General features: G+C 71.7%; 15 protein-coding genes. 10 read left to right on the forward strand and 5 right to left on the reverse strand.

The window, feature by feature from the left end; genetic code table 11:
- Window positions 1-25: 25 nt before the first annotated feature.
- From ACWEN0_RS01285 to pqqB, 6 genes are all read left to right on the forward strand, one after another.
- Window positions 26-1390 carry a WS/DGAT/MGAT family O-acyltransferase gene (locus ACWEN0_RS01285; RefSeq protein ID WP_451967842.1) on the forward strand — a complete coding sequence of 455 codons (1365 nt, stop codon included), beginning with the start codon at window positions 26-28 and terminating at the stop codon, window positions 1388-1390.
- Window positions 1391-1722: 332 nt separating this feature from the next.
- Window positions 1723-1818: a pyrroloquinoline quinone precursor peptide PqqA gene (gene pqqA, locus ACWEN0_RS01290; RefSeq protein WP_451967843.1), complete on the forward strand. Its 96-nt coding sequence runs from the start codon at window positions 1723-1725 to the stop codon at window positions 1816-1818.
- 81 nt (window positions 1819-1899) lie between these two features.
- Entirely contained in the window at window positions 1900-2586 is a 687-nt protein-coding gene (gene pqqC, locus ACWEN0_RS01295; RefSeq protein WP_451967845.1) for a pyrroloquinoline-quinone synthase PqqC, read from the forward strand.
- On the forward strand, window positions 2583-2849 hold the full coding sequence (gene pqqD, locus ACWEN0_RS01300; RefSeq protein ID WP_451967847.1) for a pyrroloquinoline quinone biosynthesis peptide chaperone PqqD: 267 nt from the start codon (window positions 2583-2585) through the stop codon (window positions 2847-2849). The genes pqqC and pqqD overlap by 4 nt, the downstream gene beginning before the upstream one ends.
- Entirely contained in the window at window positions 2840-3904 is a 1065-nt protein-coding gene (pqqE, locus tag ACWEN0_RS01305; protein ID WP_451967848.1) for a pyrroloquinoline quinone biosynthesis protein PqqE, read from the forward strand. The genes pqqD and pqqE overlap by 10 nt, the downstream gene beginning before the upstream one ends.
- Window positions 3901-4734: a pyrroloquinoline quinone biosynthesis protein PqqB gene (gene pqqB / locus ACWEN0_RS01310; RefSeq protein ID WP_451967849.1), complete on the forward strand. Its 834-nt coding sequence runs from the start codon at window positions 3901-3903 to the stop codon at window positions 4732-4734. The genes pqqE and pqqB overlap by 4 nt, the downstream gene beginning before the upstream one ends.
- Here the strand turns inward: pqqB and ACWEN0_RS01315 are convergent.
- Complete coding sequence (locus tag ACWEN0_RS01315) at window positions 4731-5681, reverse strand: aldo/keto reductase (RefSeq protein WP_451967850.1); 951 nt, start codon at window positions 5679-5681, stop codon at window positions 4731-4733. The genes pqqB and ACWEN0_RS01315 overlap by 4 nt on opposite strands.
- A 96-nt stretch (window positions 5682-5777) precedes the next feature.
- Between ACWEN0_RS01315 and ACWEN0_RS01320 the strand changes: the two genes are divergently transcribed.
- On the forward strand, window positions 5778-6308 hold the full coding sequence (locus tag ACWEN0_RS01320; protein ID WP_451967852.1) for an ArsR/SmtB family transcription factor: 531 nt from the start codon (window positions 5778-5780) through the stop codon (window positions 6306-6308).
- A gap of 130 nt (window positions 6309-6438) precedes the next feature.
- Window positions 6439-7671 (forward strand): MFS transporter, encoded by a 1233-nt coding sequence (locus ACWEN0_RS01325; protein WP_451967853.1) that lies wholly within the window; start codon window positions 6439-6441, stop codon window positions 7669-7671.
- Here ACWEN0_RS01325 and ACWEN0_RS01330 read toward each other — a convergent pair.
- The 4 genes from ACWEN0_RS01330 to ACWEN0_RS01345 are packed head-to-tail and all read right to left on the reverse strand — an operon-like array spanning window position 7649 to window position 10767.
- Entirely contained in the window at window positions 7649-8101 is a 453-nt protein-coding gene (locus ACWEN0_RS01330) for a MaoC family dehydratase (protein ID WP_451967854.1), read from the reverse strand. The genes ACWEN0_RS01325 and ACWEN0_RS01330 overlap by 23 nt on opposite strands.
- Window positions 8102-8142: 41 nt before the next feature.
- On the reverse strand, window positions 8143-8400 hold the full coding sequence (locus ACWEN0_RS01335; protein WP_451967855.1) for a hypothetical protein: 258 nt from the start codon (window positions 8398-8400) through the stop codon (window positions 8143-8145).
- Between the two features lie 58 nt (window positions 8401-8458).
- Window positions 8459-9841 carry an amidase gene (locus ACWEN0_RS01340; RefSeq protein ID WP_451967857.1) on the reverse strand — a complete coding sequence of 461 codons (1383 nt, stop codon included), beginning with the start codon at window positions 9839-9841 and terminating at the stop codon, window positions 8459-8461.
- Window positions 9838-10767 (reverse strand): D-2-hydroxyacid dehydrogenase, encoded by a 930-nt coding sequence (locus ACWEN0_RS01345; protein WP_451969795.1) that lies wholly within the window; start codon window positions 10765-10767, stop codon window positions 9838-9840. Before ACWEN0_RS01345 ends, ACWEN0_RS01340 begins: the two co-directional genes overlap by 4 nt.
- 173 nt (window positions 10768-10940) lie before the next feature.
- On the opposite strand from ACWEN0_RS01345, the gene ACWEN0_RS01350 reads away from it, so the two are divergent.
- Complete coding sequence (locus ACWEN0_RS01350) at window positions 10941-11681, forward strand: maleate cis-trans isomerase family protein (RefSeq protein WP_451967859.1); 741 nt, start codon at window positions 10941-10943, stop codon at window positions 11679-11681.
- A 155-nt stretch (window positions 11682-11836) separates the two neighbouring features.
- On the forward strand, window positions 11837-12583 hold the full coding sequence (locus ACWEN0_RS01355; RefSeq protein WP_451967861.1) for a maleate cis-trans isomerase family protein: 747 nt from the start codon (window positions 11837-11839) through the stop codon (window positions 12581-12583).

The following is a 12583-nucleotide window of genomic DNA, read 5'->3' on the forward strand; positions in this document are numbered from 1 at the left end:
TGCCGAGTGCGGAAGGTGATGTCCCATGGCGATGATGCCCGTGACCGACTCGATGTTCCTCCTCGTCGAAACGCGCGAGCATCCGATGCACGTGGGCGGCCTGCAGCTGTTCAAGAAACCCGACGGCGCCGGCCCGGAGTACCTGCGCGACATCCGCCGGAACCTGCTCGAATCGGACAACATGCGCACGGTATTCCGGCGCCGCCCGGCCCGGCCGGTCAACACCGTCGGGCACGTCGCCTGGACGACCGACGCCGAGCTCGAGCTCGACTACCACTTCCGGCACTCGGCGCTGCCGTCGCCGGGCCGCATCCGCGAGCTGCTGGAGCTGACCAGCCGCTGGCACAGCACCCTGCTCGACCGGCACCGGCCGCTCTGGGAAACCCACCTCATCGAGGGCCTGGCCGACGGCCGGTTCGCCGTCTACACCAAGGTCCACCACGCGCTGATGGACGGCGTCTCGGCCCTGCGCCAGCTGCAGGCCACGCTGTCGGACGACCCGGCCGACCTGGACTGCCCGCCCTGGTGGGGCACCCGGCGCAAGCCTGGCGAAGGCCGCGTGAAGCGCCCCGGGTCGTTCCTGCAGAGTGCGGGCAAGACGGTCAACCAGCTCGCCGGGCTCGCGCCGGCCGCGCTGAAGGTGGCGCGGGAGGCGTTCGGCGAACACACCCTGACCCTGCCGGGGCAGGCGCCGCGCACGATGTTCAACGTGCCGATCGGCGGCGCGCGCCGGTTCGCCGCGCAGTCCTGGTCGCTCGACCGCGTCCGCAAGGTGGCGACGGCGGGCGGGGTGTCGCGCAACGACGTCGTACTCGCGATGTGCTCGGGCGCGCTGCGGGACTACCTCATCGAGCAGCGCGCGCTGCCGGACGCGCCGCTCGTCGCGATGGTCCCGGTGTCGCTGCGCCGCCAGAACGACCCCGGCGAGGCAGCCGGCAACAACATCGGCGCACTGCTGTGCAACCTGGCCACCGACCTGCCGGACGCGGGCAAGCGGCTCGTCACGATCCACCAGTCCATGCGCAACGGCAAGCGGCTGTTCTCGGAGCTCACGCCGTTGCAGACGCTGTTGTTATCGGCCGTTAACGTCGCGCAGCTCGGCGTCTCACCGATCCCCGGCGTCGTCAACAACACGCGGCCGCCGTTCAACCTGGTGATCTCGAACGTGCCCGGGCCGCGCAAGCAGATGTACTGGAACGGCGCGCAGCTCGACGGCATCTACCCGGCGTCGGTGCTGCTCGACGGCCAGGCCGTCAACATCACGCTGACCAGCAACGGCGACAACCTGGACTTCGGGGTCACCGGGTGCCGCCGCAGCGTGCCGCACCTGCAGCGGATCCTGACGCACCTCGACACGGCGCTGGTGGAGCTGGAAGCCGCGGTCAAATAGCGTCCTGGTCGGCGGTGTGGATCGCCACCGGGCGTGACGTTCCAGAGCTTGCCGGACGAATTTCGCGAGCCCGCTCGGGGTGCCTCGGACGTGGCCACTTCCCGAACGGGTTGGGACGTGGCGTGCTCCCCGGTCCAGTGGGATAGAAACACACCGCCATCCGTTCGAGACACCACTGAACGCGCACAGGAAAGCGCATTCAGCGGGACACTGAACACCGCTGAGTGATCATCGCTGCGCCATCGGAAGGAATATTTACGAAGGGATGGCCATTTGCTCCTCCCGCCTTTTATGGTGACGCCGTCCGGCACCCCCGACGGGAGGAGTTACCGATGACCGAAACCCTGGAGTCCTGGTCCACTCCGGACTTCGTCGAGTACGAAACCCCCATGGAGGTCACCGCATTCGCGGCCCGCATGGAGGACTGACCGAGGGTGGCGGGACCGGGAAACCGGTTCCGTCACCGCGTTTCCCGATCATCGAAACATTTCCGACCAGGGGAGCCCCGGATGTCCGAGCCACTCGCGGAGACGGAATTCATCGACGCCCTGCGCGGCCTTTCCCACCGGTACTGGGGCACGCACCCGTTCCACAAGCGGCTGCACGCGGGCGAACTCGACGCGCACGGGCTGCGGATCTGGGCGGCCAACCGCTGGTACTACCAGTGCGTGCTGCCGCAGAAGGACGCGGCGATCATCGCCGCCTGCCCGCTGCCGGAGATCCGGCGCCAGTGGCTCGACCGGATCGTCTACCACGACGGCCCGCAGGCCGGCACCGGCGGGATCGAACGCTGGCTGCGGCTCTGCACGGCGGTCGGCCTGTCCCGGGTCGAGGTGCTCGACGAGGGGCACGTCGCGCCCGGCGTCCGGTTCGCCGTCGACGCCTACGTCACCTTCGCGCGGACGAAACCGTGGTGGGAGTCCGTCGCGTCCGGGCTCACCGAGATGTTCGCCGGGCACCTGATGCAGCAGCGCGTCGCGGACATGCTCGCGAACTACCCGTGGATCGCCCGCGAAGACCTCGCCTACTTCACCAACCGCATCGACAAGGTCTCCGGCGAAGGCAAGGACACGCTCGACATCGTGGTCCGCCACTGCGTCACCCGCGAGCAGCAGGACCGCGCGATCGCCGCGCTGGCGTTCAAGTGCGACGTCCTCTGGTCGATGCTCGACGCGATCGAGCGGGCGGCGGGGTGATCACCGTGGGTTCCGTCCCCCGGCTGCGCCGTGGCGTGCGGCTGTCCTTCGACCACGTCCGGGAGACCCACGTGCTGTTGTTCCCCGAAGGCGTCCTGGTGCCGAACGCCACCGCGGCCGCGGTGCTCGAACTCTGCGACGGCGCGCGGACCGTCACCGAAATCACCGCGGTGCTGGGAAAGCGCTACTCCGGCGTCCGCGAGCAGGACGTCCTCGACGTGCTCGACCGGCTGGGCGGACGGCGGGTCGTCGCATGGACGTGACCCCGCCCCTCGGCCTCCTGGCCGAGTTGACCCACCGGTGCCCGCTGCACTGCCCGTACTGCTCCAACCCGGTGGACCTGACCACCCGGGAGGCCGAACTGTCCACAGCGGACTGGCGGTCCGTGCTGTCCCAGGCCCGCGAACTGGGCGTCCTCCAGGTGCACCTGTCCGGCGGTGAGCCGCTGGCCCGGCCGGACCTGCCCGAGCTGGTGGCGCACGCGAGCGAACTCGGCTGCTACGTCAACCTCGTCACCTCCGGGCTGGGCCTGACCCCGGCGCGGCTCGACGACCTCGTCGAGCGCGGGCTGGCGCACGTCCAGCTGTCGGCGCAGGGCGCGACGCGGGAGCGGTCCGACCTCCTGGCCGGCGCGAAGGCGTTCGACCGGAAGCTCGCCGCGGCCGCCGCGATCAAGGCGTCCGGCCTTCCGCTGTCGCTGAACGTGGTGCTGCACCGGCGAAACCACGACCAGCTGGCCGGGATCATCGAGCTGGCCGAGCGGCTGGGCGCGGACCGGCTGGAACTGGCGAACACCCAGTACTACGGCTGGGCGCTGCGCAACCGGGACGCGCTGATGCCGACCCCGGCGCAGCTCGCCGCGGCCGAGCCGATCGTTCGCGCGGCGGTTGCGCGACTGCGTGGCACCATGGAAATCGTGTACGTCGTCGCGGACTACCCCGAGCCGTACCCGAAGCCGTGCATGTACGGCTGGGGCGCGCGGCAGCTGACCGTGGCGCCGGACGGCACCGTGCTGCCGTGCCCGGCGGCGTCCGCGATCGCGACGCTCGAGCTGGACAACGTGCGCGAGACACCACTGGCCGAGATCTGGTACGAGTCGTCGTCCTTCAACGCCTACCGCGGCGAAGCCTGGATGAGCGAGCCGTGCCGCACGTGCGACCGGCGCGGGATCGACTTCGGCGGGTGCCGCTGCCAGGCGTTCCTGCTCACGGGCGACGCCTCGGCGGCCGACCCGGTGTGCTCGCGCTCGCCGCACCGCGAGGTCGTCGACCTGGTCCTCGCCCGGCCCGCGACGTCCGGCCTGGTGATGCGCCGGTGAAGGTGATCCTGCTCGGCACGGCGGCGGGCGGCGGGTGTCCACAGTGGAACTGCGCGTGCCGGCTGTGCTCGGCCGGGCTGACCCCGCGCACCCAGGACTGCGTCGCGGTGAGCGCGGACGGCGCCGGCTGGTACCTGCTCAACTGCTCGCCGGACATCCGCGCCCAGATCCTCGGGACGCCGGTGTTGCGGGCCGGGCCGGGCCCGCGCGAGATCCCGCTGCGCGGAGTGCTGCTCACCGACGCCGAGCTCGACCACGCGATGGGCCTGCTCATGCTGCGCGAGGCCGGCGGCCTCCCGGTGTTCGCGCCGGACGCGGCCCGGCACGCGCTGGCTCCCTTCCGCGCGATCGTCGACGGCTACGGCGGCTGGGACTGGCTGCCGCCCGCCGACCTCCCCGGGCTGCGCGTGCGCGTTCTGCCGGTGAGCGACAAGAAGCCGAAGTACGTCACGTCCGCGCACGACGGCCCGTGGGTGGTCGCCTACCGGCTCGAAGACCCCGCGACCGGGGGCGTGCTGGTGTACGCACCGTGCCTGAAGAGCTGGCCCACCGGGTTCGACGCGCTGGTGGCGGGCGCCGACCTGGTGCTGCTCGACGGGACGTTCTTCGCGCCGGACGAGATGGCCGGCGTCGGCGGACCGGACCAGCTCGCGATGGGGCACCTGCCGATCACCGCGAGCCTGTCCCGGCTCGCCGGCCGGCCGGGCCGCTGGGTGTTCACGCACGTTAACAACACCAACCCGGTGCTGGACCCGGCGTCGCCCGAGCACGCCGCCGTCCTGGCCGGCGGCGCGTCGGTACCGCCGGACGGCACGGAGTTTTCGCTCTAGGCGATCCCCTCGGGAGCGGCGCCGGCGACCTGGACGGCGCCGGCGGCGATCCGGTCGATCTCGGCCAGGTCATCCGACGTCAGCTCGACGTCGGCCGCGGCGATGCTCGCCTCGATGTGCCGCGGCTTCCGCGCCCCGACGATCGCGGCGTGCACGCCGGGTCGCGCGAGCGCCCAGGCGATGGCGAGCTGGCCGACTTCCAGGTTTCGGCTCGCGGCGAACGCCCGCAGCTCGTCGACGATCTTGAGGTTGCGGCGCAGGTTGTCGCCCTGGAACGCGCTCGACTTCGAGCGCCAGTCCGCGGGTTCGAACGTCGTGTCCGGCGTGAGCGCACCGGTGAGCAGGCCGCTGCCGAGCGGGCTGTAGACGAAGACACCGATGTCGTGCTCGCGCGCGTACGGCAGCGGGTCGGTCTCGATGCCGCGCCGGAACAGGTGGTAGGGCGGCTGCAGCGTCTCCGCCACGCCGAAGTCCGCGAGCTGGTCCGCGGTGTAGTTCGAGACACCGACGTGCCGGATCTTCCCGGCGTCGACGAACTCCCGCATGAGCCCCGCGACGTCGGCCGCCGGGGTGTCGGGGTCGGGCCAGTGCACCTGGTAGAGGTCGATGTGGTCGCGCTGCAGGTTCCGCAGGCTCTGGTCGAGCCCCTGGGTCAGCCAGGCGCGACGGGAGTCGCGCGGCCGCTCGGCACGCGGGTTGATGCCGCCCTTGGTGGCGACGACGACGTCGTCCCGGTGCTTCAGGGCGCGCCCGAGCAGCACCTCGGAGCGGCCGCGACCGTAGGCCTGGGCGGTGTCGAAGAAGGTGACGCCGAGGTCGCGCGCGTGGTGGATGGCCGCGACGGCGGTGTCCTCGTCGAACGCGCCCCAGTCGCCGCCGAGCTGCCAGGTGCCGAAGGCGATCTTCGACACTTCGAGGCCGCTGCGGCCCAAGATCGTCCTGCGCATGCGTCCAGCACAGCACAGACATCGGACGACTGGCGCGTTAATCCCGGTTAACGAAACCCCCCAATAACTCTTTGATGGTCGTGGCAGACTGGCGCCATGCCCCACGACAACCTGCGAGTGCTGGCGCACCCGCTCCGCATGCGCATCCTGTCGCTCCTGACGGGTACGGCCCTGAGCGCGGCCGAAGCGGCGCGCGAACTGGGCGAGACGCAGGCGAACACGAGCTACCACGTGCGCCGCCTGCACGAGGCCGGCCTCCTGGAGGTCGCGGAAGAGGTCACGATCCGCGGCGGCCGGGCCAGGCGCTACCGCCACGACCCGGAATCGGGCAAGCGGCTGACCACCCGCGACCCGGCGGAGACGGTCCTCCTGACGAAGGCGATCGCGGAAGAGCTGCTCCGCCGTGCCGCGCAACGCGCGCCGGAGCAGCCGGCGTCGCTGACGGACGCGGAGCTGTGGGTCGACCCGGAGGTGTGGGCCGGGCTGCTGAAGCAGGCGTCCGCACTGAGTGGGGAACTCCACGCCGCGGCCCAGCCCCCGCGCACCCCCGGGACGGTCCGCGTCAGCGCGAGCGTCGCACTGTTCGAGCTGGCCGAGGCCGGTCCGTCAGTGGACAGGTCGCCGTGAGCGCTACGTCGAAGGCACTCCCCGCCGGAACCCGCACCCCTTCGCAGTCAGATCCCCGACGCCCCGGAGCCGCCGTGAGCACCCCACGGACCGCGCACCTCGGCCTGTCCCACTCCCCGGAGCCACTGCCGTGAACACCCCGCTGTTCGCGCCGCTGAGAGAGTCGCGCTTCCGCGCCCTCGTCACCGGCCGCACGTTCGCCGACTTCGCCAACGCCGTCGCCCCCTTCGCCCTGGCCTTCGCCGTCGTGGACCTGACCGGCTCGGCCGTCGCCCTCGGGATCGTCGTCGGGGCGCGATCGCTCGCCAACGTGCTGCTCGTGCTCTTCGGCGGGATGCTCGCCGACCGGTTGCCGCGGTCCGTCATCCTGCAGGGCACCGAGACCGCCGCCGCGCTCACGCAGGCCGCCATCGCCGCGAGCGTCCTCTGCGGGTTCGCGTCCGTGCCGCTGCTGGTCGGGCTCAGCCTGGTCAACGGCGCCGTCTCGGCGATCTCGCTGCCCGCGGCCGCGTCGCTGACACCGTTGACCGTGCCCGCGCCACTGCTCGGCCAGGCGAACGCGCTCGTCCGACTGCTCTCGAACGCGGGCCGCATCGCGGGGGCCGGGCTCGCCGGCGTCCTCGTCGCCTTCGCCGGCTCCGGGTGGGCGCTCGGCGGCAACGCCGTCCTCTTCCTCGCCGCCGCGCTGTCGTACCGCCGCATCCGGCTGCCGCGCGGCGAACGCATCCCCGGCAGCCGTCCGATCGCCGAACTGGCCGAAGGCTGGCGGGAGTTCCGCGCCCGATCGTGGGTCTGGCTGGTGGTGCTGCAGTTCATGATCGTCAACGCGGTCAACGCCGGCGCGCTGCTGGTCGTCGGCCCGCTGGTCGCCGACGACACCTTCGGCCGCACCGGCTGGGGCCTCGCGCTGGCCGTGCAGACGGCCGGGTCGCTGCTCGGCGGCGTCATCGCGGCACGCTGGCAGCCCCGGCGGATGCTGCTGATCGGCGTCGCGCTGGTCGTGGTCGACGCGCTGCCGATGCTCGCCCTCGGCCAGACGCCCTACCTGCTGCCGTTGCTGTTCGCGATGTTCCTCGCGGGTGTCGCGATCGAGCAGTTCGGCGTCGCCTGGGACGTGTCGCTGCAGGAGAACATCCCGCCCGAGAAGCTCGCGCGCGTCTACTCCTACGACATGCTCGGCTCGTTCGTCGCGATGCCGCTCGGCCAGATCGCGGCGGGCCCGCTGGCCGAGCACGCCGGCCGCACGGCGACGCTCGTCGGCGGCGCGGCCCTGGTCGTCGGCGCGACCGCGGTGGTGCTGCTCAACCCGCAGGTGCGCAGGCTGGCCCGCCACGCGCCGGTCAGTTCGGCCGCACCAGCATGAGGTTGAGCGCACTCGCGCTGAAGACGACCTCGTCCTCGGCGTCGACGAACTCGATGCGCGTGCGCACCAGCCCCCGGTCCGGCTTCGAGCGCGAGAGCCGGGCCTCGACGACGGTCGCCCGCAGCCGCAGCACCGAACCCGGCCGCACCGGGCGAGGCCAGCGCAGCTCGTCGATGCCGGGACTGCCCAGGCTGGACACCGCGGACAGGTAGTGGTCGGCGAAGAGCCGCATCATCAGGCTCGCGGTGTGCCAGCCGCTCGCGATCAGCCCACCGAACGGCCCGGCCGCCGCGGCGGCCGGGTCGACGTGGAAGCTCTGCGGGTCGTAGCGCCGGGCGAACTCGAGGATCTCGGCTTCGGTCACCTCGACGCTGCCGCAGTCGTGGGTTTCGCCCGGGACGTAGTCCTCGAAGTAGCGTTCGCTCGTCATGGCCGCAGACTGCCACAGGCACCTTCGGGCCGGAGGACGCCCTAACGGCCGGCGCGGGGCTCCGGCGTCAGGTCACGGTGGCCGTCGATGCGCCACCAGCTCTCCAGCGTCTCCCGGAGCACCTTCAGCAGTTCGCCGCCCGTCTCCAACGGGACCAGCGCGGCCTGGCCGTCGCCCACGCGCAACGCCGCTGTCAAGCGGTCGCCCTGCTCGATCAGGCCGACCACCACGCTGGTCGGTTCGCCGGCGCTGTCCACGGTCGGAATGGCGCGCTCGTACCGCCAGCCTTCAGCGTTCACCCGGCCGACAGTGGCACAGCTTTCCCCGCCACGGCCACGGTTTCACCCTCACGTGTGGTCAGGCGGGCGCCCAGGGCCGCACCTCTTCGAGCAGCTTCGCGACCGCCAGCACGAGGTCGTCCGAATGCCGCGGGCCGACGATCTGCAGGCCCACCGGCAGCCCCGCCGACGTGTGGCCGGCCGGCACGCTGATCGCCGGCTGCTGGGTCATGTTGAACGGATACGTGAACGGCGTCCACTCCGGCCATTCGCTCAGCCCGCTGCCCGGCGGCACGTCATGGCCGGCTTCGAACGCCGCGATCGGGACCGTCGGGGTGATCAGCACGTCGTAGCGCGTGTGGAACTCGCCCATCAGGATGCCCAGCGCGGCCCGCTCGGCGGTCGCGTCGAGGTAGTCGCTCGCGCTCCATTTCTTGCCGAGCTCCCACACCTTGCGCAGGCCCGGGTCCGTCTGCTCCTCGGACCCCGGAGGGAACGTGCTGAGCAGCTTCGCCGCGCCCGACGACCACAGGATGTCGAACGCCGGCTTCGGGTCGGCGAACCCGGGATCGGTCTCCTCGATCTGGAGGCCCGCGTCGCCGAGCGCGCGGACCGCTGCCGCGACGACCGCCGCCACCTCCGGGTCGACGTCGACGTACCCGAGCGTCGGCGAGAACGCGGCGATCAGGCCGCGCACGTCCCGCCGGACCGCCTCGCGGAACGACGCCACCGGCGGCGCCAACGCGGCCGGGTCGCGGTGGTCGGGGATCGACAGGACGTCCAGCAGCAGCGCGGTGTCGTCCACCGACCGCGCCATCGGGCCGGCGTGCGAAAGCGGGCCGAACGGGCTCGCCGGGAAGAGCGGGATGCGGCCGTGGGTCGGCTTGAGCCCGACGATCCCGCAGAACGACGCGGGGATCCGCACCGAGCCGCCGCCGTCGGTGCCGACGGAGAGCTCGCCCATGCCCGCCGCGACGGCCGCGGCGCTGCCGCCGCTCGACCCGCCTGCCGTCTTCGACGGGTCGACGGGGTTGCGCGTGATGCCGCACAGCGGGCTGTCGGTGACGCCCTTCCACGCGATCTCCGGCGTGGTCGTCTTGCCCAGAACCACCAGGCCGGCTTCGCGCATCCGCGCGGCGACCGGGCTGTCGACGTCCCACGGCTGGTCCGGGCTGATGCTCTTCGAGCCCCGGACGGTCGGCCAGCCCTGGGTGAGGAACATGTCCTTGATCGACGCCGGGACGCCGTCGAGCCAGCCGATCGGGTTGCCGTCCCGCCAGCGCACCTCCGACGCCTTCGCCTGCTCCAGCGCGCGGTCGGCGTCAACGAGGCAGTAGGCGTTGCACTCGCCGTCGCGGGCTTCGATGGCCTGCAGCGCGTTCTGCGTCGCCTCGATCGGTGAAAGCTCGCCGGTCGCATAGGCGGCCACGAGCTCACTGGCGGTCAGCATCCTGTCGTTCATCCGGCTCCCTGGTTCCCCGACGGCACGTAGCCGAGCGTCTTGTCGACGACATTGCGCAGCGGCTCCCCAGCCTGCCAGCGGCGGAAGTTTTCGCTGAACACCTCGACGAGCGTGTTCCGCCAGCCGATGAAGTCGCCGGACATGTGCGGCGAGACCAGCACGTCCGGCATACTCCACAGCGGGCTGTCGGGCGGCAGCGGCTCGGTGTCGAACACGTCGAGCGCGGCGCCGGCGATGGTCTGTTTCTCCAGCGCGTCGACCAGGTCCGACGTCACGACCAGCTCACCCCGGCCCACGTTGACGAACCGCGCCGACGGCTTCATCGCCGCGAACGCGCGCGCGTCGAACATGCCCTTGGTGTGCTCGGTCAGCGGCGCGACGGCGACGACGTAGTCGGCTTGCGGCAGGAACTCGGTGAGCCGCGCGGAGTCGTGCACGACGCCGAAGTCCGGGTCGCCGGCGCGTTCCCGGCGGCCGGCACCGCTCACCCGCATCCCGGCCGCGCGCAGCAGCCGCGCGATGGCCCGGCCGATCGGCCCGGTGCCGACGACGACCACCTCGCGCCCGGCGATCCGTTCACTCTCGCGGTGCAGCCAGCGGCCCTCGCGCTGCAGGTCGTGCGACCGCGCGAAGTCCTTCGCGAACGCGAGGACGACCCCCAGCACGTACTCCGCGATGGCGTCGTCGAACACTCCTCGAGAGTTGGTCAGGACGACGTCGCTCTCCACCAGTCCGGGGAACAGCACCGGGTCGACACCGGCGCTCGCGATGTGCAGCCAGCGCAGGCGATCGGCCGCGTGCCAGGCACTCGGGACGGCGGTGGAGAGGAAGTCGTAGACGAAGAGCGCGTCCGCTCCGGACAGCGCTTCCGCCAGGCCGGCCGCGTCCGTGTAACGCACGACCGCCCCGGATTCGACAGCACGCATGTCCGGTGGGCGGTGCTCGCCACAGAGCACCGCCAGGACCGGGGTTTCCTGGGTTTCCGCGGCGATCACGTTGACACGGTAAGAGTGGCTCGTATGATTGTCAACAATCCGAGGAACGACCCCCGGAGCACCGGACGTGTCATCGAGTACAGACGTATTCCGGAGGCTGAGCCTTGGATTTCGACTTCCTGGCGTTCGAAGGCCCGCTGGCGCAACGGGGCATCGGCGTCATCGCGCCCTTCGACCTCGCGCTGGAGCGCGAGCTCTGGCGCTGGGTCCCGATGGAGGTTTCCCTCCACCTCGCGCGGACGCCGTACGAGCCGGTGCCGGTCAGCATGGAGATGGCCCGCCTCGTCAGCGACAGCCACCACCTGGCCAGCGCGACGCGCGACGTGCTGCACGTCGAGCCCGAGGTCGTCGCCTACCTCTGCACTTCGGGCAGCTTCGTCAACGGCGTCGACTACGAGCGCTCGCTGACCAAGGCGATCTGCGACGCCGGCGCGCCGGACGCCGTCACCACCTCCGGCGCGCTGGCCGAGGTGCTGCACCAGCTCGACCTGCACCGCGTCTCGGTGCTGACGCCCTACGACGGCGACCTCACCCAGGCCCTGCACGACTTCCTCGGCGAGCTGAACGTCGAGACCGTCGCCAGCGACCACCTCGGGCTGGGCGGCGGCATCTGGAAGGTCAGCTACCGGACCATCGCCGAGCGCATCCTCGCCGCGGACCACAGCCAGGCCGAGGCGATCTTCGTCAGCTGCACGAACCTCCCCACCTACGACCTGATCGAGCCGCTGGAAGCCGCGCTCGGCAAGCCGGTGCTCACGGCCAACCAGCTGACCATGTGGGCGTGCCTGCGCCGCATGCACCTCCCCATCGTCGGACCAGGGAAGTGGCTGCGTGACGTGTCGTGAGAGACGGCTCCGGGGAATCCGCCCCGGCTCGCCCGCGGACCCGGCGGAGGGTCGGCGGGTTCGTGAGCCGATCGCGGGTTTCCCGGCCAGTCGTGAAGGTGTTCCTTGACCATCCCTCTAGGATTGTCGACAATTTGCGTCCCTCCGGAGGTTCCGTGCCCACCATCGGCTTCATCTACCCCGACCACGCGGCCGAAGACGACTACCCGCTGGCCGAGCAGCTGCTCGGTGGCGCGGCCGCCGACGAGGGCGACATCCGCCTCCCGGTCGAGCACATCTACGGCACCGACAAGCACGCCGTCGCCGAACTGCTCGACCTCGGCAGCGAAACCCGCCTCGCCGACGGCGCCGCCCTGCTCAAGAAGCACGAGCCGGACGCCGTCATCTGGGCCTGCACCAGCGGCAGCTTCGTCTACGGCTGGGACGGCGCGCGCGACCAGGCCGACCGCCTCACCGCCGTCGCCGGGGTCCCGGCCTCCAGCACCTCCTTCGCGTTCGTGCACGCCGCGCGCGCCCTGGACGTCAAGCGGGTCGCCGTCGCCGCCAGCTACCCGGACGACATCGCCCGCCTGTTCGTGGCCTTCCTCAACGCCGGCGGCATCGAGGTCGTCTCGATGGCCAGCGCGGACATCATCACGGCCGCCGAAGTCGGCGCGATGAGCGCGGAAGCCGTCGTCGAGCTCGCCGTGCGCCACGACCACCCGGACGCCGACGCCGTCCTCGTGCCGGACACCGCCATGCGCACCCTCGGCGAGATCAACGCGATCGAGGAGGCGCTCGGCAAGCCCGTGCTGACCGCCAACCAGGTGACCGTCTGGGAGGGCCTGCGCCTGACCGGGCAGCACCGGCTCGTCCGCTCGCTCGGCGCCTTGTTCCGGCACCTGCCGGACGGGAGCGCCTGA

This window comes from Amycolatopsis sp. NPDC004378 (assembly GCF_053602455.1).

Bases quoted from the DNA above. Each gene is read 5' to 3' on its own strand.
- ACWEN0_RS01285 (WP_451967842.1), top strand. From the start codon at position 26: ATGGCGATGATGCCCGTGACCGACTCGATGTTCCTCCTCGTCGAAACG.
- pqqA (WP_451967843.1), top strand. From the start codon at position 1,723: ATGACCGAAACCCTGGAGTCCTGGTCCACTCCGGACTTCGTCGAGTAC.
- pqqC (WP_451967845.1), top strand. From the start codon at position 1,900: ATGTCCGAGCCACTCGCGGAGACGGAATTCATCGACGCCCTGCGCGGC.
- pqqE (WP_451967848.1), top strand. From the start codon at position 2,840: ATGGACGTGACCCCGCCCCTCGGCCTCCTGGCCGAGTTGACCCACCGG.
- ACWEN0_RS01315 (WP_451967850.1), bottom strand. From the start codon at position 5,681: ATGCGCAGGACGATCTTGGGCCGCAGCGGCCTCGAAGTGTCGAAGATC.
- ACWEN0_RS01320 (WP_451967852.1), top strand. From the start codon at position 5,778: ATGCCCCACGACAACCTGCGAGTGCTGGCGCACCCGCTCCGCATGCGC.
- ACWEN0_RS01330 (WP_451967854.1), bottom strand. From the start codon at position 8,101: ATGACGAGCGAACGCTACTTCGAGGACTACGTCCCGGGCGAAACCCAC.
- ACWEN0_RS01340 (WP_451967857.1), bottom strand. From the start codon at position 9,841: ATGAACGACAGGATGCTGACCGCCAGTGAGCTCGTGGCCGCCTATGCG.
- ACWEN0_RS01345 (WP_451969795.1), bottom strand. From the start codon at position 10,767: ATGCGTGCTGTCGAATCCGGGGCGGTCGTGCGTTACACGGACGCGGCC.